This window comes from Lentzea sp. NPDC051208 (assembly GCF_040682435.1).
Taxonomy (GTDB): domain Bacteria; phylum Actinomycetota; class Actinomycetes; order Mycobacteriales; family Pseudonocardiaceae; genus Lentzea; species Lentzea kristufekii.
In genome coordinates this window covers 30,102-50,043 of record NZ_JBFBAW010000017.1, presented here as the reverse complement: position 1 = coordinate 50,043, position 19,942 = coordinate 30,102, and the positions used below count along the sequence as shown (strand labels likewise).

General features: G+C 69.5%; 14 protein-coding genes. 6 read left to right on the top strand and 8 right to left on the bottom strand.

Going from position 1 to position 19,942, the window contains the following annotated elements; all coding sequences use genetic code 11:
• Window positions 1-30: 30 nt before the first annotated feature.
• On the bottom strand, window positions 31-456 hold the full coding sequence (locus AB0M48_RS34030) for a hypothetical protein (protein WP_363849700.1): 426 nt from the start codon (window positions 454-456) through the stop codon (window positions 31-33).
• A gap of 97 nt (window positions 457-553) precedes the next feature.
• Here AB0M48_RS34030 and AB0M48_RS34025 point away from each other — a divergent pair, with 97 nt between their 5' ends.
• From AB0M48_RS34025 to AB0M48_RS34010, 4 genes are all read left to right on the top strand, one after another.
• Window positions 554-2,701, top strand: coding sequence for a N,N-dimethylformamidase beta subunit family domain-containing protein (locus AB0M48_RS34025; protein WP_363849698.1), 2,148 nt, complete (start codon window positions 554-556; stop codon window positions 2,699-2,701).
• A gap of 52 nt (window positions 2,702-2,753) precedes the next feature.
• Entirely contained in the window at window positions 2,754-4,145 is a 1,392-nt protein-coding gene (locus tag AB0M48_RS34020; protein WP_319983103.1) for a sigma 54-interacting transcriptional regulator, read from the top strand.
• Window positions 4,146-4,383: 238 nt separating this feature from the next.
• Window positions 4,384-6,312 (top strand): VWA domain-containing protein, encoded by a 1,929-nt coding sequence (locus tag AB0M48_RS34015; RefSeq protein WP_363849697.1) that lies wholly within the window; start codon window positions 4,384-4,386, stop codon window positions 6,310-6,312.
• Window positions 6,312-6,647: a hypothetical protein gene (locus tag AB0M48_RS34010; protein ID WP_363849695.1), complete on the top strand. Its 336-nt coding sequence runs from the start codon at window positions 6,312-6,314 to the stop codon at window positions 6,645-6,647. Before AB0M48_RS34015 ends, AB0M48_RS34010 begins: the two co-directional genes overlap by 1 nt.
• On the opposite strand, the gene AB0M48_RS34005 is transcribed toward AB0M48_RS34010, so the two are convergent.
• Entirely contained in the window at window positions 6,635-7,171 is a 537-nt protein-coding gene (locus AB0M48_RS34005) for a DUF4240 domain-containing protein (RefSeq protein WP_363849694.1), read from the bottom strand. The genes AB0M48_RS34010 and AB0M48_RS34005 overlap by 13 nt on opposite strands.
• 75 nt (window positions 7,172-7,246) lie before the next feature.
• Here AB0M48_RS34005 and AB0M48_RS34000 point away from each other — a divergent pair, with 75 nt between their 5' ends.
• Entirely contained in the window at window positions 7,247-8,059 is an 813-nt protein-coding gene (locus AB0M48_RS34000) for a hypothetical protein (protein ID WP_363849692.1), read from the top strand.
• On the opposite strand, the gene ctaD is transcribed toward AB0M48_RS34000, so the two are convergent.
• The 4 genes from ctaD to AB0M48_RS33980 all read right to left on the bottom strand — a co-directional run bounded on the left by ctaD (window position 8,056) and on the right by AB0M48_RS33980 (window position 15,943).
• The gene (ctaD, locus tag AB0M48_RS33995; RefSeq protein ID WP_363849690.1) at window positions 8,056-9,834 is read right to left on the bottom strand and encodes a cytochrome c oxidase subunit I; all 1,779 of its coding nucleotides are present in this window, start codon (window positions 9,832-9,834) and stop codon (window positions 8,056-8,058) included. The genes AB0M48_RS34000 and ctaD overlap by 4 nt on opposite strands.
• A gap of 38 nt (window positions 9,835-9,872) precedes the next feature.
• Complete coding sequence (locus AB0M48_RS33990; protein WP_363849688.1) at window positions 9,873-11,198, bottom strand: hypothetical protein; 1,326 nt, start codon at window positions 11,196-11,198, stop codon at window positions 9,873-9,875.
• Window positions 11,198-15,094 carry a caspase family protein gene (locus AB0M48_RS33985; RefSeq protein WP_363849686.1) on the bottom strand — a complete coding sequence of 1,299 codons (3,897 nt, stop codon included), beginning with the start codon at window positions 15,092-15,094 and terminating at the stop codon, window positions 11,198-11,200. The genes AB0M48_RS33990 and AB0M48_RS33985 overlap by 1 nt, the downstream gene beginning before the upstream one ends.
• A gap of 66 nt (window positions 15,095-15,160) precedes the next feature.
• Window positions 15,161-15,943 (bottom strand): slipin family protein, encoded by a 783-nt coding sequence (locus AB0M48_RS33980; protein ID WP_363849910.1) that lies wholly within the window; start codon window positions 15,941-15,943, stop codon window positions 15,161-15,163.
• A gap of 176 nt (window positions 15,944-16,119) precedes the next feature.
• Here AB0M48_RS33980 and mshC point away from each other — a divergent pair, with 176 nt between their 5' ends.
• Window positions 16,120-17,358, top strand: coding sequence for a cysteine--1-D-myo-inosityl 2-amino-2-deoxy-alpha-D-glucopyranoside ligase (gene mshC / locus AB0M48_RS33975; protein WP_363849684.1), 1,239 nt, complete (start codon window positions 16,120-16,122; stop codon window positions 17,356-17,358).
• A gap of 111 nt (window positions 17,359-17,469) precedes the next feature.
• Here mshC and AB0M48_RS33970 read toward each other — a convergent pair whose 3' ends face one another.
• Entirely contained in the window at window positions 17,470-17,649 is a 180-nt protein-coding gene (locus AB0M48_RS33970; RefSeq protein ID WP_363849921.1) for a hypothetical protein, read from the bottom strand.
• A gap of 235 nt (window positions 17,650-17,884) precedes the next feature.
• Window positions 17,885-19,588 carry a S8 family serine peptidase gene (locus AB0M48_RS33965; protein ID WP_363849682.1) on the bottom strand — a complete coding sequence of 568 codons (1,704 nt, stop codon included), beginning with the start codon at window positions 19,586-19,588 and terminating at the stop codon, window positions 17,885-17,887.
• Window positions 19,589-19,942: the final 354 nt, after the last annotated feature.

The following is a 19,942-nucleotide window of genomic DNA, read 5'->3' as shown; positions in this document are numbered from 1 at the left end:
GCCCCACCCGGTGTGCCCGATCCGAGACAGCTACTTGGCCGGGCCGATGTGCTCCTCGAGCAGCGACCGGAACGACGTCAGGTCCTCATCGGACGCGAAGGCCCGGTGCGGCACGGACAGCGATGCCGCGCCCTCGTCCAGCGTCTCCAGGACGAAGCCCTGCCGCGTCTCGGTCCAGCCCGGCAGTTCCTCCCAGACGATGTCCTCGCGCACCGCGTTGCCCACGGCCATCCGGAACGACCGGGCGTCGGCGCTGCCCATGACGGTCTGGCTGATCATCTCGTCGGAGGTGAAGCGCCACCACACCGCGACCGGCTCCATGAAGCCGATGACCAGCGCGCACACCAGGCCGAAGAGCGCCACGAACAGCGTGTCCTCGAAGCCCAGCAACAGCACGAGGGAGAACACCCCGAGCACGAGCGCGAACCACGGCGCCCATTTGAACATCGGCACCATCGCGCGCAGGCTGGCCCGCCAGTCCGCAGGTGACGGGGCCCATCTGAAATCGACACAGTTGCTCATAACGCCTCGCATTGTGCTGCACGATGCCCCCATGCATCTGGGGGATGACGAAAAGCGGACCGTCGGGCGACGGACCGTCCTGAGGGGCACGGCGGCCGCGCTCGCCGGGGTCGCCCTGGCGGCGGGTCAGCAGCCGGCCGCGCACGCCGTGGCTCCCGACGACCCGGAACAACGGCTGCTCCAGATCGTGCCCGGCGGCAACGGGATCATCTACGCGCTGTACGCCGACGGCCGCATCAAGTGGTTCAAGCACCTGGGCCGAGACAACGGCACCTACAGCTGGGCCGGCGGCGACGGCCGTGAGATCGGCAGCGGCTGGCAGATTCACACGACCGTGCTGGCGGACCAGAGCGGCCAGCTCTTCGGCCTGTGCGGCGACGGCACGATGTGGTGGCACAAGTGGGTGCTGACGAACCCCGCCAACGGCGAGGGCCACTGGGCGCCCGGCACGAACAACATCATCCACCGCGGCTTCGGCCAGTACTCGTACGTCTTCGGCGGCTGGGACGGCGTCTTCTACGCGGTGGACGCCCACGGCGACATGTACTGGTTCCGCTACGTCGCCGGTGACGGCTCGAACGGTCCCGGTGCGTGGGACAACAACGGTGTCGGACAGAAGATCGCGAGCGGGAAGCGCGACTACGACATGTTCTTCGCCGACCAGGACGGCGTGATCTACGGCATCCGGCACGGCGCGGTGCTGCAGTGGTTCCGCTACCTCGCGGGCGACGGCTCGAACGGGCCCCGCGCGTGGGCGAACAACGGCCGGGGCATCACCATCGGCACCGGCTGGGACTTCGGCTCGTGCGTCGAACGGTTCGCCGACAACGGTGTCATCTACGCCGTGTGGGTCAACAAGGACCACCTGCAGACCGACCACGAGCTGCGCTGGTACCGGCTCGCCAACCACAAGGCGATCGACGCCGCCGGCGTGTACTGGCCCAACGACTCCGGCGCGCTGGTCGGCACCGGCTTCAGCGTGACCAGGAGCGCGAACCTGCAGGGGTACGCGAACTGGTCGGTCGCGCCGGGCCAGACCCTCGACGTCGCCGTGTCGACGACGTTCGACCAGTTCACCGCCAGCGTGCTGCGGCTGACCGGACCGATCGAACAGGGTGGTGCGACGCAGGTCAGGCCGCCGCAGACGTATCGGGGGCAGCGGCACCTGCTCCGGTCCGGCTACCGGGCGAACGGACCCGCCTGGCCCGCGTCGTTCTCGTTCACCGTGCCCGACGACTGGCGGTCCGGGTTCCACGTCGTCAAGCTCGAAGGCCCGTTCGGCATGAGGCAGTACATCCCCTTCGTGGTGAAGCCGAAGCAGCCGCGAGAGAAGGTGGCGCTGCTTCTGCCGTACCTGACGCACAACGCCTACAACCACTGGGGCGGCCACTTCCAGTACTCGTGGGAACCGGACTACGGGCGGCGTCAGATCTCCACCCGGCGGCCGTTCGCGAATGCCTACGTCGAGGCTCCTGGGTTCATCGACGTGCGGTTCTACGGCGATCTCCTGCTGATGAAGTGGTTCGCCGACAACAACGTCGCCTACGACTGCTACCAGGACCTCGACCTGCACGACCCGTCGTGGCTCGCGCACTACAAGGCGCTCGTGCTCGCCACGCACCCCGAGTACTGGACGCCGCAGATGCGCACGGCGCTGGAGACCTACCTCACCAACGGCGGCCGTGTGATCTACACGGGCGGCAACGGCATGTACGAGCGCGTCGAGTACGACGCCGCCGGTGGGTTCGTGCTGCACCGCCACGAGCGCGGCCACCGCTGGACGTGGCGTGAGCAGGGCCTGCCGGAGTCGCAGGTGCTCGGCGTCGCGTACGACAGCCACTCCTACATGGAGATGTACCCGTACGTCGTCACCGCCGGCCACCCGTTCCTGGAGGGCACCGGGCTCGCGGTCGGCGACAGGTTCGGTGAGACCGGGTACAACTTCGCGGCCAGCGGCTGGGAGGTCGACACCAGGGCCGGCGCGGGCCCGGAGGCACCCGGTGTCGTCCAGTTCGCTCAAGGAGAACAGGCCCACGGCGCCGAGATGTGCGTGCTGCCCAAGCCGAACGGTGGATGGGTGTTCAGCGCGAGCTCCCTGTGTTTCAACGGTGCTCTCGCCCACGACCCGAAGATGTCGCGGATTTTGCTCAACGCGGTGAACGCCGCTCGGCTCCAGTAGCTGGAGTCGCTCCACGTCGACGGGTCAGGTTCGGGTGCGTAGCGTCGTCTGCGTGACCCAGAACCTGGCCCGCACGGCGGGCGAACTGCGCGCCGCCGGGCACCTGCCGCGCGGCGTCAAGACCGAGATCAGGGAGAACCTCCTCGCGGCCCTGCGCGAAGGACGCAACCCGTGGCCCGGCATCGTCGGTTTCGACCGCACGGTGCTCCCGCAGCTCGAACGCGCGCTGCTCGCCGGCCACGACGTCGTCCTGCTCGGCGAGCGCGGGCAGGGCAAGACCCGCCTGCTGCGCAGCCTGGTCTCGTTGCTCGACGAGTGGACGCCCGTCATCGAGGGCTCCGAGCTGGGCGAACACCCGCTCGACCCGATCACGCCGGAGTCGAAGCGCCGTGCCGCCGAGCTCGGCGACGACCTGCCGGTGGTGTGGCGGCACCGCGACGAGCGCTACGCGGAGAAGCTCGCGACGCCCGACACGTCCGTCGGTGACCTGGTCGGCGACGTCGACCCGGTGAAGGTGGCCGAAGGACGATCGCTCGGCGACCCGGAGACCATCCACTACGGCATGCTCCCGCGTGCCCACCGCGGCATCATCGCCATCAACGAGCTGCCCGACCTGGCCGAACGCATCCAGGTGTCGTTGCTCAACGTCATGGAGGAGCGCGACATCCAGGTCCGCGGCTACACGCTGCGGCTGCCGCTGGACGTGCTGCTCGTGGCGACCGCGAACCCCGAGGACTACACGAACCGCGGCCGCATCATCACGCCGCTGAAGGACCGCTTCGGCGCCGAGGTGCGCACGCACTACCCGCTGGAGATCGAGGCAGAGGTCGACCTGGTGCGCCAGGAGGCCGACCTGGTCGCCGAGGTGGGCGACCACCTGCTGGAGATCATCGCCCGGTTCGTCCGGCACCTGCGCGAGTCGTCGTCGATCGACCAGCGCTCCGGTGTCTCGGCCCGGTTCGCGGTCGCGGCGGCGGAGACCGTCGCGGCGTCGGCCCTGCGCCGGTCCGCGCTGATCGGCGAGACCCCGGCCATCGCCCGTCCGGTCGACCTGGAGTCGGTGCCGGACGTGCTGCGCGGCAAGCTCGAGTTCGAGGCGGGGGAGGAGGGCCGCGAGGAGGAGGTCCTGGTCCACCTGCTGCGCCGCTCGATCGCCGACACCGCGCGGGCCCGCCTGGCCGGGCTGAACCTGCGGGCGCTGGCCGAGGTCGTCTCCGACGGCCACCCCGTCGCCACGGGAGACCGCGTGCACGCCGGTGACCTGCTGGCCGCGTTGCCGGAACTCCCGATCCTGCACGAGGTCGCGGCACGGCTGGGCGCGGGCCCGAAGGACCCCGTCGGCCGCATCGCCTCCGCCGTGGAACTGGCCCTGGAGTCGCTGTACCTGACGCGCAACCTGTCGAAGGACAACTCCTCCGACGACGACCGATCGGTGTACGGATGACCTCTTCCCGCGGCGGGCGGGGGAACTTCCTGTTTCCCAGCCCGCCGCCCGGGGTCACCAGCGAACGGACGGTGTCCCGCCCACGGTCCTGCACGAACTCCACAGATCTGACTTCCCGGCGGCAGGCCGGTCACCCGGCATCTCCAGGAGATCACCTGGACCGCAGGCCCTCTGCGGCACGGTGGGCGGTGGCAGTTGCCCGGGTCGGTCGGCTGATTTCCCCAACGGAGGCGAACCGATGAGATATCGCTACGGACGCTGGGGCGGCGGCGCCGATCCGCTGGCGCCCCCGGTCGACCTCCGCGCGGCCGTGGACGAACTCGGCCGCGAGGTCATGGAGGGCGCCTCACCGGCGTCCGCCCTGCGTGAGCTGCTGCGCCGCGGCGTCGACGGCACCCGCGGCCTCGACGACCTGACCTCGCGCCTGTGGCAGCGCCGTGCGTCGATCCAGCGCCGGCACCGCCTGGACGGCACGCTGACCGAGGTCAAGCAGCTGCTCGACAAGGCCGTCGAAGCCGAGCGCCGCACGCTGTTCCCGGACCCGTCCGACGACGCGCGCTTCCGCGAGGCCCAGCTCGACGCCCTGCCGCCGGGCACCGCCGCGGCCGTGCAGGAGCTCTCCTCCTACGACTGGCGTTCCGCCGAGGCGCGCGAGGCGTTCGAACAGATCCGCGACCTGCTCGGCCGCGAACTGCTGGACCAGCGCTTCCAGGGCATGAAGGAAGCACTGTCCAACGTGGACTCCGAGGACGTGCGCCGGATCCAGCGCATGCTGCGAGACCTCAACTCGCTGCTGGAGGCGCACGCGTCGGGCTCGCCGGACACGCCGCGCATGTTCGACGACTTCATGCGCAAGCACGGCGAGTTCTTCCCGGAGAAGCCCCGCAACGTCGACGAGCTCATCGACGCACTGGCCGCTCGCTCGGCCGCCGCGCAACGCATGATGAACTCGATGACCGACGCCCAGCGCGCCGAACTGTCCGCGTTGTCCCAGCAGGCTTTCGGCGGCATCGGCTCTCAGCTGTCCACTCTGGACTCCCTGCTGCAGCAGCTGCGGCCGGGCGAGGACTGGACGTCGTCCGCCCGCTTCCGCGGCCAGGACCCGCTGGGCCTGGGCGAGGGCGCGCAGGCGATGGCGGACCTCGCCGAGCTCGACGCCTTGGCCGAGCAGCTCTCCCAGTCGTATCCGGGCGCCCGCTTGGAGGACATCGACCTGGAGGCGCTGGAACGCCAGCTGGGCGAGTCGGCCTCCGTCGACGCCCGCCGCCTCGCGGAGCTCGAGAAGGCGCTGCGCTCGCAGAACATCGTGGAACGCGCCCCCGACGGTTCGCTGAAGCTGACGCCCAAAGCGTTGCGGCGCCTCGGGGAAACGGCCCTGCGCGGCGTGGTCGACCAGCTGCGCTCGTCGCAGGGCTCACGCGAGACCACCTCGGCCGGCGCCGCGGGCGAACTGATCGGCTCGACCCGCCCGTGGCAGTTCGGCGACACGGAACCCTGGGACGTGCCACGAACCCTGCGCAACTCCGTGCTGCGCTCCGGCAAGATGTCACTCGACGTCGTGGACCTCGAAGTGTCCGAGACCGAACACCGCACCCGTGCGGCTGTCGCGTTGTGCGTGGACACCTCCTGGTCGATGGTGCAGGACGGCCGATGGGTACCGATGAAACGCACGGCCCTGGCGTTGCATCACCTCGTGCGCACCCGTTTCCGGACGGACGCCCTGCAGTTGGTGACGTTCGGGCGTTATGCCGAGGCCGTGGACATCGGCCAGCTGACGGCGTTGGAAGGCGTGTGGGAGCAGGGCACGAACCTGCACCACGCCTTGTTGCTGGCCGGTCGCCACGTCCGCCGCCATCCCGATGCGCAGCCCGTGGTGCTGGTCGTGACCGACGGCGAACCCACCGCGCACCTCGAACCCGAGGGCGACGCGGAGTTCAACTACCCGCCGCTGCCCCGGACTCTGACCAAGACCTTGAACGAGGTCGACGCGCTGGCCCGGCTCGGGGCGACGATCTCGGTGTTCAAGCTCGGTGACGACCCGCGGCTGGCCGCTTTCGTCGACATCGTGGCCCGGCGGGGTGGTGGCCGGGTGGTGTCGGCCGACGAGGAAGGCCTCGGGGCCGCGGTGGTCAGCGACTACCTGAGGTCGCGGCGTCGGCGGCGGTGATGCGCAAGTACCTCCTCGCGGTCGTGCTGAGCGGCGTGCCGTCCACCGTGCACGCCCTGGTGGCGGGCGACGACGTGTTGCGCGCCACCAGGGCTGCCGGGTCGTTGGTCGGCGGTGGGGTGCGTGAGGGCGTGGTGGTGCATCTCGCCGTGTCGGCGTTTTGGACGGTCGTGCTGACGCGGCTTCGAGTGCGGGGAGCCGTGGCCGGGCTGCTGATCGCCGCCCTCGATCTGGAGGTCGTCGGGCGCTACAACACGCAGATCCGCGCTCTGCCACGAGTTCCGCAGTGGCTGGACCACGTGGCGTTCGGCGTGCTCGTCGCTCAGAGGTCGTAGAGCGCGGCCAGGCGGGGGAGGCGGGAGGCCATTTCCGCGCTGTCGTCGAAGTCGAAGTCCCAGTCCGGGTCGAGGTCGGGATACCTGATCCTGAAGGCGTCCTGCGGCAGCTGCATGCCGGTGGCCTTGAGGTGGGCGTTCCACGCGATCGACAGGGCCTCCTGGCCGTCGAACTCCATGCCGGACTCGGCGGCGGCCACGACCTCGGGTAAGGCCGCCAGCGAGTCCGGGTCGACGAGGGCGGCCGTGAAGACCTCCTCGCCCTGGGTCACCAGCCAGCCGCGGAAGTAGTCGAAGCCGTCGTCCGAGCAGCCGCCGTTGATCACGTAGGCCGCCGCCCACAGCGGGTTCTGGTACGAGGCGGTCAGCAGTTCCCACAGGACCTGCTGGGTCGCGACGATCTCGGCGGGCGGCCGGTCGGCGAGCAGGGTGGTGGCCGCGGCCGCCACGGCGTCGCCGTCGGGCGGGTCAGCGACGCTCGCCCTGGCATCGGCGATGAGCTTCCAGAAGGTCTTCGGATCCACGTGTTGAAGCTTGGCAGAGGGGTCTGACAATTTTTGGCGCCTGACTTACGAGCCGGGACGTTCTAGGTTGTAGACATGATCAGGACTCTGTTTCGCTCGCTCGAGGCCGTGCACGGAATGATCTACTTCGCCCCCGAGGCGGACTCCCGGTACGCGAGCGTCGGGCTCGACCGCGCCGGCGGGTACTTCGCGTCACGGGCGGCGGCGCTGGGGGCGGTCGGAGCCGACGTCGTGATCGCGACGTTCTACAACTTCAACCCCGCGATCGTGCGGGCGCGGATTCCGCAGGCGTGGGAGAAGGTCTCGCCGGAGCGCATGCTCGAACTGCGCTGGGAGGCGGCGGACGAGGCGTTGGCCAAGGTGCTGCCCGACGACCTCAAGGAACTCACGGAGCTGGCGAAGCGGGCGGCCGAGCGGTCCAAGGAGATGCCGCACGGCCGCACGTTGTTCGCCGCGCACGCCGCCCTGCCGTGGCCGGACGAGCCCCGCCTGCAGCTGTTCCACGCCCAGACGCTGCTGCGCGAGTTCCGCGGCGACGGGCACCTCGCGGCCCTGCTCCGGCACAACGTCACCGGTATCGAGGCGCTCGTGCTGCACGTTGCGACGGGTGAAATCCCGGCCGATGCGCTGCGCAAGACGCGTGCGTGGTCCGAAGAGCAGTGGGCGGCGACGGTGGAGGACCTGCAGAAGCGCGGCCTGGTCGGCGAAGACCAGCTGCTCACCGAGAAGGGGCGCGAGCTGCGGGACGCCATCGAGGCCGACACGGACCAGATGGCCGCGCCGGCCTACGACGTCCTGTCCGACCAGGAGAAGCAGCGGTTCGTCGAGCTGGCCTCGCCGCTGAGCAAGGCCGTCCTCGAGGCAGGGATGGTCCCCGGCCGCCGCTAAGCCGTGTCCGCGTCCGGGTCGGTGCCGTCCCGATCCGTCGACGCGAGCGCCTTCTCGGTGGCCTCGTCCTTGCCCGCCCGGTGCTTGCCGGGATGGGTCAGCGAGAAGTGCGCCTCGTCGCGCATCCGCTCCACCATGTGGGGGTAGTGCAGCTCGAACGCGGGACGCTCCGAGCGGATCCGCGGCAGCTCCGTGAAGTTGTGCCGCGGCGGGGGCGAGGTCGTGGCCCACTCCAGCGAGTTGCCGAAGCCCCACGGGTCGTCCTGCGGGGCCGGGTCGCCGTAGCGGTAGGAGCGGAAGACGTTCCACACGAACGGGAGCACGGACGCGCCGAGCAGGAACGCGCCGATCGTGGAGAGCGTGTTGAGGTACGTGAAGCCGTCGGAGGGCAGGTAGTCGGCGTAGCGGCGCGGCATGCCCTCGTTGCCCAGCCAGTGCTGCACGAGGAACGTGCCGTGGAAGCCGAAGAACGTCGTCCAGAAGTGCAGCTTGCCCAGCGGCTCGTCGAGCATCCGGCCGGTCATCTTCGGGAACCAGAAGTAGATGCCCGCGTACGTGGCGAACACGATCGTGCCGAACAGCACGTAGTGGAAGTGCGCCACCACGAAGTACGTGTCGGACACGTGGAAGTCGAGGGCCGGCGAGGCCAGCAGGATGCCCGTCAGGCCGCCGAAGAGGAACGTCACGAGGAAGCCGATCGAGAACAGCATCGGCGTCTCGAACGTCAGCTGCCCCTTCCACATCGTGCCGATCCAGTTGAAGAACTTGATGCCCGTCGGCACCGCGATCAGGAACGTCATCAGCGCGAAGAACGGCAGCAGCACCGCGCCCGTCGCGTACATGTGGTGCGCCCACACGGCCACGGACAGCATCGCGATCGCGAGCGTGGCGAACACCAGGCCCTTGTAGCCGAACAACGGTTTGCGGCTGAACACGGGGAAGATCTCCGTCACGATCCCGAAGAACGGCAACGCGACGATGTACACCTCGGGGTGGCCGAAGAACCAGAACAGGTGCTGCCACAGGATCACGCCGCCGTTGGCCGGGTCGAACACGTGCGCCCCGAGGTGCCGGTCCGCCGCCAGGCCCATCAAAGCGGCCGTGAGGATCGGGAACGCCAGCAGGATCAGCACGGCCGTCACCAGGATGTTCCAGGTGAAGACCGGCATCCGGAACATCGTCATGCCCGGTGCGCGCAGGCACACCACGGTGGTGATCATGTTGACCGCGCCGAGGATCGTGCCCAGACCGGACACCGCCAGCCCCATGATCCACAGGTCCGCGCCGACACCCGGCGAGTGCACGGCCGACGACAGCGGTGTGTAGGCGAACCAGCCGAAGTCCGCCGCACCACCCGGCGTCAGGAACCCCGAGACGGTGATGATGGCGCCGAACAGGTACAGCCAGTACGAGAAGGCGTTCAGGCGCGGGAACGCGACGTCCGGCGAGCCGATCTGCAGCGGCAGGATGAAGTTCGCGAACCCGAACAGGATCGGCGTCGCGTACAGCAGCAGCATGATCGTGCCGTGCATGGTGAACAGCTGGTTGTACTGCTCGTTCGACAGGAACTGCAGCCCCGGCCGCCCCAGCTCGGCGCGCATCAGCAACGCCATCACGCCGCCGATCATGAAGAACACGAACGACGTGGTCAGGTACATGATCCCGATCTGCTTGGGATCTGTGGTCTTGAACAGCTGGAGGAAGTACGAGCCCTTGGGTCGTGCACGCGCCGCCCCCGGGTGGGGGACTACGGGCGTTGGCTTGATCGTGGTCATCGCGCCTCCTCCGTGCCAGAGGTGAATCGTCCTCCCGGTCAGACCGAGGGGCAATCCACGACGAGCACCGCACTGGTCACCGGGACCACCGGAGCGCCCACTGAGATGCCGCTGACCTGCACGTAGTAGGCGCCGGGGGCCAATTCACCGAATCTGATCGACATCCTCTCGGAGATCGCCGGACTGCGCGATTCGACCTGTTTGCCGTTCTCGTCGACCAACGCCACCTTCAGCGCCCGTGCCGGTGTGTCCTTCAGCTCGACGGTCACCTCCAGGTCCTCCCCGGCCAGCGCCAGGTCCGGCACGCTGACCTGCGGCTCGGTCGACGTCACGTTGCGCGGGACGATGGGCTTCGCGGTCAGGAACGACTCCACGGCGTCCAACACGGCGGCGTTGTCCTGCAACGACGTGTGCTGCTCCGTCACGCGGTGCAGCGTGTTCGAGTCCAACGCCAGGCCACGGCGTGCGGCACCGAGCATCGGCACGGTCGAGTCCCCGTACAGCTCGTCACCCTCGTACGTGCGATAACAGGTGACTTTGCCGTCGGCGATGCGCGCAGTGGTGGCCGTCGGCTGCTTACCGCCGAGGATCGCGTACGTCCGGTCGGCGAACGAGTCGGTCAACGAGCCGTGGAACGCCATCGCGTCCGTGACCATCTTCGTGTCGAGCTCGGGCAACGACACCTCAGTGGTCTTGAGGAGGCCACCAGCGGACTCGATGCACGCGTACTCGGGCAGCAGCTGGTGCAGCGACGGCATCGACCGCGCGAACTCGGTCAGGTCGATCGCCAGCGGCCCGAGCTCCTTGCGCACGCCGTTGACCAGCTGGTCCAGCGCGGCGGCCGCTCCGCGGTACGGCGTGCCCATCGTGATCAGCTTCGCGGTCCGCTCGGCCATCCCGCACTGCTCGATGCACCACCGCGCGACCAGCCCGCCCATCGAGTGGCACACGAAGCTGACCTTGGCGTCAGGCCCGATCCGGTCCAGCGCCTCGTCCACCCGCCGGGCCAGCAACGCGCCGTTGTAGCGGTTCGACAGCCGCCAGTCGTAGGCGAAGAGCAGCAGGTTGCCCTTCTCGACGGTGTAGCCGAGCGAGTTCATCCGCCTGGTCACCCGGTCGTAGCCCTTCAGCGGCGTCCAGATGCCCGGGACGACGTGCAGGTCCGCCATCAGCCCCACGGGCTCGACGCCGTCGCCGGGGTGCTCGTCGCCGATGCCCTCCGGGAGCTTGAGCTTCTTCAGGCCGCGGCCGAGCGTCAGCACCGCGCGCAACGCGGCCTTGCCCGACACCTCCCAGACCATGCCGTCCTCGTTGCGCAGCGTGCTGCCGAGAATTCCGGGCAGGACCACCACCAGATCGGTCATCAGGACTCCTCGGCGAGCTTGCGGATGAGCGAGAGCAACGCGAAGTTCGCGGGCACCAGATAGGTCAGCTCGTGGATCCACGCCAGCCGCTGGCCGTGCGCGGGCAGCGCCAGACGCGAGTCGCCGGCCCGAGCGCGCGCGACCACCTTGTACAGCGCCGCCAGCGCGTGTGGCTCCAACGCCGTCACAGCCTGGGTGAGCGCTTGAGGCGACGCATGAGCTGCGAGCCCGCGCAGGACGTCAGTCACGCGCGCACGGTCTTCCACGGCGTCGAGCACGAGGTCGAGCACATCGGCGTCCTCGTCCGCCAGCAGCAGCAACGCGTGCACGGGCCTGTTGTCGCGGACGTTCTTCAGCACTTCCTTGTCCAGCAACTCCTCCCGGCGCGTGGCGAGCAGTTCGCGTCGGCGTGCGGGCGTGGCGTCCACGAACTCGTCCGCGAGACTCGCGAGCAACCACGGCCGATAGGCGAGCACGACGCCCTGCTGCTGCGCGGTCACCCGGCGCGCCTGGATGACCTGCGCCTCGATCAGGCTCGTCCCGTACAACGCCTCCGTGACGGCGACGTCCGCGTCCGTGGACAGCAGCTCGGGGTGGCGGAGCAGGATGTCGCGCTCCTCCAGGTACGACCGCGCGAACACCCACGAGCGGGCGGTCCGCAGCAGCGTCCGGTCGACCGACAGCCAGTCCGGCGTGGTGTCCCACGGCCACGGGCCGGAGTCGTAGTGGCGGCGGGCGATGTCGTGCACGTCGTGGATCGCCTGCCGCGACTGGCCGACGTGCGTGAGCGCCTGGCACAGCCACTTCGCCGCCGCCGGGTCACCGGCCTTCGTGGCCGCCGCCCGCAGCATCAGCAGCGTGGCGAGGTGCGGGCCGGTGAACCGCGCGGTCACCCGTTCCCAGGTCTCGTCGACGATCTCGGGCTGCTTCAGCCCCGCGCAGAGCGTGTCGAGCGTGAACAACGCCGCCGCCAGCGTCGACAGCCGGTCGGTGTTCTCCGGCAGCAGGCACACCTCTACCGTGCGCAGGCCGGTGACCAGCGCGTCGCGGGGCTTGTCCGCGTCGCGCTGGCGGCGCATCAGGTTGTGCAGCGCCTGCCCGTGCACGGGCAGGCCGTCGGCGAGGTCGGCGGCCTGCCGGGCGGCGTTCAGGGCCGCGTCCGCGCGGTCGACCATGCTGTACGCGACGCTCAGGCTCAGCGCGGCGTCGGCGAGCTGGGGACGGAAGGCGGCGTGCCGGCCGAGCGTGCCGCTGATGTCGGCGGCCTGCTGCGTCGTGCTCGCGGCGTCGGACAGCCGGCCCAGCGCCAGGTAGTCGCGGCTCAGTTCCACCAGCGCGCTCACCAGGTCCGCGAGGAACACCGGGTTCGTCTGCGCGAGCGAGTAGTACAGCTCGACGGCCTGCTTCGACCGTTGCATCGCTTCGTACCGCAGACCCGAGTCGCTGCACCGTGCGGCAAGACACTTGATCGCGCGTGCGAGCGGTGCGTCGGTCTCCACGGCCGCAACAGCGTCACGAGCCGTGGACAGCGCCTCCTTCCGCCGCCCCAGCATCGCGTAGACCTCGCTCAGGTCCACCAGCGCGCCACTGAGGTGCGCCGCGTACGTCGGGTTGTCGCCACCGTGCGTCGTCGTCTTCGCGATGCGTTGCGCAAGCCGTTTGTGCGTAAGGCTTTCCGCCGTCGTCGGAGTCGACGCCACCAGCTCGCGGTACCGCACGGCGGCCTCTTCGGCGGGCGCCACGGCCTGCTGCAGGCGTCCGGCCTCACGGAACCGGCGGCCCAGCTTGTTCAGCACGAAGGCCAAGTCCGCCAAGTACATCCGCAGCGTCGGCACCAACGCGCGGAAGTGCTCGGCGGCTTCTTCGAGAGGCGGGATGGCCTCGTCGCCGCGTCCCCAGTGCATCAGCTCGTTCGCCGCCGTCGTGGCCGCGAGTGCGATGTCCGGCAACAACATCCGGTTCATCTGCGCGAGCGCGCGCAACCCGTCCAACGCCCGTGTGCCCGCGTGCCCGCAGTGCCGCCACGCGTACTTCCACAGATAACCCGGCACGTTCGGCGGGACCCCGGCCTCCATCCGCTGCCGGTACAGCTCGATCAGCGCGCACGCCACCTTCTCCGCGTCCGGCGCGAACACCTCGTCCCGGCTCGGCGCGAACGGCGGTCGCAGGTGGTCGGCGAACGTCTGGTGCGTGAGCTTGAAGACCGCCGTGCCCTCCTCACCGTCCTGCACGACGTGACGGCCCAGTTCGGTGAGCACGGCGGTGATGTCGTCACGGGTGAAATCCTCGCCGGACAACGACTGCGCGACAGCCCTCCACTCGGCTTCGGGGAATCCCGCGCCGTAGCTCCACGTCAGCGCCGTCAGCAGCGCACGGGCCGAGGGCACCTTCGCGAGTTCACGGTCGAACGCCGCGTCCAGCGAGAGCTTCAGATCGGCGCCGCCGTCGGCCAGCACCTGGTCCGTGATCATCCACGCGGTCAGGAACGGCAGCTTCGCCAGCTCGTCCACGGTGGACCGCGCCGCGCCGGGGCCCAGCCGTGCCACGACGTACTCGCGGACGTCGGCCTCGCTGTCGGTGTCGTCCAGGTCCAGCACCTCGACCGGCGACAGCTCGGTCAGCAGCGGAGCACCGCCCGCGACCCGCTGCGCCTGCCGCGTCGAGACGATCACGACGGCGTAGCTCGCGAGCTTGGTCAGCAGCGAGGTGGCGATCGAGAACGACTCGCCGCGCGCCTCGTCCAGGCCGTCGACGACCAGCACCGGCGGCGAGGCCAGCGCGCTGACCACACCCACCAGTTCGGCGGCGCCCCGGCGCGGGCCGTCGGGCGGGGGGACCAGGCCGGCGGCGACGAGCTGGCGGCTGAGCAGGTCGGCCACGCGGTCGGCGTCCATCGCGCGGGCGTGCACGGCCGCGTCGACCGAGCAGGGACCGGGGTCGGCGTGCCGGAACGACGGCCCGCCGGTCAGCAGCAGGTCGCGCTCGGCAGGGTTGGACAGGCTGACGACCCGGCCGACGACCGCGGACTTGCCGGTGCCCGGCGACCCGGTGACCACCCGCAGGCCGGCCACCCCGGACTTCACCCAGCTCACGACCTTGTCGACCTGGGCGGTGCGGCCGGTGAACCACGAACGGCCGGACGCGGAGTCACCACCGCGTGCCGCCAGCAGAAGGTGCTTCACGACCGTGTTCGCGGCGTAGAGAGGGTTCGGCAGCATCGGCTGTGCGGACCCGTACTGCATGAAGCGCGGCCGCTGGACGTCGCTGTCCCACGCGTTCAGCAACGCCGTGCCGACCGCTCCACCGTCGACCAACGCGATGCGGTCGCTCCACCGCCGTGCGTCCTCATCGGCCGTGGGACCGGCACGCAGCAGCTTGCGGAGCTTCCCGCCGAACAGGCCGTCACGGGCCGTCTCGACGCTCGAACACGACACCAGCACGCCCGCCCAGTGCACCTGCCCCGCCAGCAGCTCCTCCTGGACGGCGGCGACCGTGCGGACGGCCTCGTCGAGCTGGGCGCCCGAGTAGCAGGCGTCGACGATGATGAGCACCTGATGGGCGCCCGACGCGGCGCACCACAGCGCGAACTCGTGCAGCATCACGCCGTCGACGACGCCGTCGTTGTCCCTGGCCAGAAGCCTGAGGTTGCCCGCGACGGGGATCGCGTGCCCGCTCCACAACGCCACCAGCGCGCCGCCGTCCTGGGGCTGCTGGCGCAGTGCCTTCATGTGCGCGCGGATCTCGGCCTCGGTCGGATCGGCCAGCGGGTCGCCCTCGTAGCCCTTGAGCAGCGCGCGCAACTCCCGCACGTCGCTCACGGCGTGCTGCAGCGGCTGCACCAGCTCGTAGGAGCCGACGCCGATGCCGACGAACCTGCCTCTGACCCTCTCCTGCATTGCCACTACCCCCTGTCCACACGTCGTTCTGGGGGAGTGCTCGTTACCCGGGGTAACTCACATGGGCTACTGCTCCGGCGAATTCTTCGGCAGTTCGAGGTTCGTGTTCTTCTCCAGGAACCTCAGGAGCTCCACGGGGAACGGCAGCACCAGCGTCGAATTCTTCTCCGCCGCCACCTCCACGATGGTCTGCAGCAGCCGCAGCTGGAGCGCGCCGGGCGTGGCCTCCATGGTCCCGGCCGCCTCGGAGAGCTTCTTGGACGCCTGCAGCTCGCCGTCCGCGGTGATGATGCGGGCGCGCCGCTCCCGTTCGGCCTCGGCCTGCCGCGACATCGAGCGCTTCATGCTCTCCGGCAGGGCCACGTCCTTGATCTCGACGCGGTCGATGTCGATGCCCCACTGCAGCGCGGGGGTGTCGATCATCAGCTCCAGGCCCTGGTTGAGGCGCTCGCGGTTGGACAGCAGGTCGTCGAGCTCGCTCTTGCCGATGATCGACCGCAACGACGTCTGCGCCACCTGCAGCATCGCGAACCGGTAGTCCTCGACGTTGATGACGGCCTTCGCCGGATCCTGGACCTTGAAGTACACGACGGCGTCCACGCGCACGGTGACGTTGTCGCGCGTGATGCCGTCCTGCGCCGGCACCGGCAGGGTGACGATCTGCAGGTTGACCTTCCGGAGCTGGTCGACCCCGGGGACCAGCATCGTCAGCCCCGGACCGCGCACGCCCTGCCGGAGCTTGCCGAACCGGAACACCAGGCCCTGTTCGTACTGCTTGATCACTTTGGCGCTCATGGCGAGACCGAGGCCGCCGAGCACGACCAGCCCGCCGAGGACTTCGAAGAAGATCATGAGACCCCGCCCTTCACCGGCGAATCCCCTTGATCTGCAACGGTACGCCTGGGGTCCGACAATTTTCAGCAGCTCAGGACCGAGGGTGCGCGTTTGCCCGAACGAATGAGGCGTGGTCGTCCCAACACCCGGAAATCACGCTCCACCCGGTGGCACGCGTTAGTGTCGGACACATGCAGACCTGGTCATCGATTCCTGTGCCACGGGTTCCGGGGGACCCCCGCCCGCTCCGGCTGTTCGACACGGCTACGGGCGAAGTGCGTCCGACGGCTCCAGGAGACACCGCCAGGTTGTACGTCTGCGGGATCACGCCGTACGACGCGACTCACCTAGGCCACGCCGCCACCTATCTGGCGTTCGACCTCGTGCACCGCGTGTGGCTCGACAACGGGCACAACGTGCACTACGTCCAGAACGTCACCGACGTCGACGACCCGCTGCTGGAGCGGGCGTTGCGGGACAAGGACGACTGGGAGGTGCTCGCGATGCGCGAGACCGCCCTGTTCCGCGAGGACATGGAGGCGCTGCGCGTCCTGCCGCCGCAGGACTACGTGGGCGTCGTCGAGGCGGTCCCCGAGATCGTCGAGGTGGTCGCGAAGCTGCTCGCCGACGGCCACGCCTACCGTGCGGACGACTCCGAATACCCGGACATCTACTTCTCGCACGACGCCACGGGCCGTTTCGGCTACGAGTCGAACTACTCCTCCGAGGAGATGCTCCGGCTGTTCGCCGAACGAGGCGGCGACCCGGACCGCCCTGGCAAGCGCCATCCCCTCGACGCCCTGCTGTGGCGCATGAAGCGCCCCGGCGAGCCCGCGTGGCCGTCCGAACTGGGCGAGGGCCGCCCCGGCTGGCACATCGAGTGCAGCGCCATCGCCCACAACCGCCTCGGCGCCGGCTTCGACGTCCAGGGCGGCGGCTCCGACCTGATCTTCCCGCACCACGAGTACTCCGCGGCCCACGCCGAGGCCCAGACCGGCCAGCACCCGTTCGCCCGCCACTACGTGCACGCGGGCATGATCGGCCTCGACGGCGAGAAGATGTCGAAGTCGCGCGGCAACCTGGTCTTCGTCTCGAAGCTGCGTTCGCAGAAGGTCGACCCGAACGCCGTCCGCCTCGCGCTGCTGGCGGGCCACTACCGCGCCGACCGCCCGTGGACCCAGTCGCTGCTGGACGACGCACTGGCCAGGCTGGACAAGTGGCGCCGTGCCACGGACCTCGACACCGGACCGTCCGCTGTGGACACCGTGACGCGGCTGCGCGACCACCTGGGCAACGACCTCGACACGCCTCGCGCGCTGGCCGCGATCGACGCGTGGGCCGACGAGGCGTTGGCGCTCGGCGGGTCCGACAGGCACGGGCCGTCGCAGATCCGTGACGCCGTGGACGCGCTTCTGGGCGTGGACCTCTAACCGGCAGGCCATCCGGTGGCGGTCCTCGGTTCGAGGGCCGCCACCAGCGCCTGCTGGACACTGCTGTAGTCCACGGCACGGGCCTGGACGCGCCGGGGAACATCTGCCGCATCAGGGCTTCGGCGGTGGGGCACGCCAGAACGGCTTCCTGCGCTCACTCGGCACCACGCCGTCCTCGAGCAGATCGAGCAGTTCGGCCGGCACCGGCAACGCGGACGCGACGAACGCGTCCGACGCGCGAACGAGCAGGCCGTCGCCCATCGAGACCACGACGAAGCCGGACTCCTCCACTGGTGGACCTCCGTGGTCTTCTTCCTCGCAACCACATCGGTCGCACCACACACCTTGCGCAGCAGGTGATGAACGACCGCGAACACGTTGTGGTTGTCGTTGTGCACGACGACCTGCCCTCTCTCCCCAGGATTCACCGGCAGAGCATGAGGCGCCACAACGGACTCCGAGGCCTGAACGTGGAACCGCCCCCGAGGCGGAAGCACCGGGGGCGGTTCGTTCAGCGAGGAGATGCTCAGACGTCGAGCGTCCAGTTGTTCAACGTGCCGGTGTCCAGGGACGCCGCGTCGCGCACGCGCAGCGTCCAGGTGCCGTTGGCGGCCTCACCAGAGAGGTTCCTGGTGTAGGTCTCGTTGATGTTGTCGGCCGAGCCGCCGCTGCGGTTGTGCAGGTTGACGACAGTGCCGTCGGGCGCGACCAGGTCGACCACGAGGTCGCCCTTGTAGGTGTGGGTGATCGAGACCTTGATCGACGCGGTGGCCGACGCGTTGCCCGCGCAGCCGGAGACGACGATCGTGCTGGTCACGGTGGTGTTGTCGGGGATGGCGACCGGGGTGGAGTTGGTCTTGGCGTCACAGCTGCCGCCGACCGCGTTGACCACCCAGGAGAACGTGGCCGTGCCGGTCTTGTTCGCCGCGTCGGTCACCGTCGCGGTCACCGAGTAGGTGCCCGCGGTGGTCGGGGTGCCGGAGATCGCGCCGGAGGCGTTCGCCGACAGACCGGCCGGGAGACCGGAGACGGACCACGTGTACGGCGCGGTGCCGCCCGAGGCCGAGAGCTGCAACGACGCCGGCGTGCCGACCGTGGAGGTCTGCGTGCCGGGGTTCGTCACCGAGGGGTTGCCCGAGGGGGCACCGAAGAGCGAGTACAGCAGCTTGTTCGGCGTGTTGGCGCCGACGTTGGTGATCTTGTTGGGCGTGGAGGCGGCGTTGATGCCGTTCCACACGGCGGCGGGGGAGTCGGTGGGGTGCGTGGCGAGCCACAGGGCTGCCGCGCCCGCGACGTGCGGGGTGGCCATCGACGTGCCGGAGATGTTGTTCGTGGAGGTGTCGTTGGTGTTCCACGCCGACACGATGTTCGAGCCCGGAGCGTAGATGTCCGTGCAGGAACCGTAGTTCGAGAACGACGAACGGGCGTCGGTGTTGGTCGACGAGTTGACCGTGATCGCCTCGGCGACGCGTGCCGGCGAGGTGCTGCACGCGTCGGTGTTCGAGTTGCCGGACGCGATGGCGTAGGTGATGCCGGCCGCGATGGAACGGCGCACGGCCGCGTCCAGGGTGGCGTCGGCGCCGCCGCCGAGAGACATGTTGGCGACAGCGGGCTTGACCGCGTTCGCCGTCACCCAGTCGATACCGCCGACGACACCGGCGGTCGTGCCGGAACCGCCACAGGTCAGCACCTTGACGGCGACGATCTTGGCGGCCTTCGCGAGGCCGTACTGCGAGCCCGCGATGGTGCCGGCGACGTGCGTGCCGTGGCCGTTGCAGTCGCTGTTGTTGCCGTCACCGGAGGTGTTGGTGCCCCACGTCGCACGGCCACCGAACGTGGAGTGCGTCGTGCGCACACCGGTGTCGATGACGTACGCCGTCACGTTGGACGCCGTGGTGTCGTACTGGTAGCTGTTGCTCAGCGGCAGGTCTCGCTGGTCGACGCGGTCCAGACCCCACGACGGCGGGTTCTGCTGGACGTCGAGCGCGTGCACCTCGGCGTCCTGCTGGACGTACGCGACCTTCGGGTCCGCGGCGAGACGGGCGGCCTGCTCGGCCGTCATCTTCACCGAGAAGCCGTTGAGCGCGTGCTGCCAGACCTGGCCGACCTGGCCGCCGTACTTGCTCGCCAAGCCCGGTGCGGCGGCCCTCGACGCCGAATCGGCCTTCAGCGAGACGATGTAGCTGTCCTTCACGACATCGGCGCGGTCGGCGCCGAGAATCGTCCCCACGTTTTCTTGAGCTGATGCGGCCGGAACCACAGCGGCGGCCAAACACATGGCGGCAGCGGCTGTGAGTCCCGCACCCAAGACTCTTCGCATGGCAGGGTTCTCCCTCGTGCAGGGAACAGGGTGTCCAGCACGCTAGCCCTAAACCGCAGGTCAGAGGGATACGCCAGCCGTTGCGAACTGTTGACAGATTTGCCTTTGCGTGTCAAAGCGAATCGTCGCTCTGCGTCACGGAAATAGGCTGAGAGAACGCATTTGGATTCCTTATACCAACCCGAACGCCGCGAGGTCCACCCCTCGATCGACCCTACCGGCCAGTAGACATGCCGAAGTAGCGTCGCCCAGACGGAGGAACGA

What these genes read in the sequence shown, in the direction of transcription:
- AB0M48_RS34030 (WP_363849700.1), bottom strand. Translation starts at nt 456, where the DNA reads ATGGTGCCGATGTTCAAATGGGCGCCGTGGTTCGCGCTCGTGCTCGGG.
- AB0M48_RS34025 (WP_363849698.1), top strand. Translation starts at nt 554, where the DNA reads ATGCATCTGGGGGATGACGAAAAGCGGACCGTCGGGCGACGGACCGTC.
- AB0M48_RS34015 (WP_363849697.1), top strand. Translation starts at nt 4,384, where the DNA reads ATGAGATATCGCTACGGACGCTGGGGCGGCGGCGCCGATCCGCTGGCG.
- AB0M48_RS34010 (WP_363849695.1), top strand. Translation starts at nt 6,312, where the DNA reads ATGCGCAAGTACCTCCTCGCGGTCGTGCTGAGCGGCGTGCCGTCCACC.
- AB0M48_RS34000 (WP_363849692.1), top strand. Translation starts at nt 7,247, where the DNA reads ATGATCAGGACTCTGTTTCGCTCGCTCGAGGCCGTGCACGGAATGATC.
- ctaD (WP_363849690.1), bottom strand. Translation starts at nt 9,834, where the DNA reads ATGACCACGATCAAGCCAACGCCCGTAGTCCCCCACCCGGGGGCGGCG.
- AB0M48_RS33990 (WP_363849688.1), bottom strand. Translation starts at nt 11,198, where the DNA reads ATGACCGATCTGGTGGTGGTCCTGCCCGGAATTCTCGGCAGCACGCTG.
- AB0M48_RS33985 (WP_363849686.1), bottom strand. Translation starts at nt 15,094, where the DNA reads ATGCAGGAGAGGGTCAGAGGCAGGTTCGTCGGCATCGGCGTCGGCTCC.
- mshC (WP_363849684.1), top strand. Translation starts at nt 16,120, where the DNA reads ATGCAGACCTGGTCATCGATTCCTGTGCCACGGGTTCCGGGGGACCCC.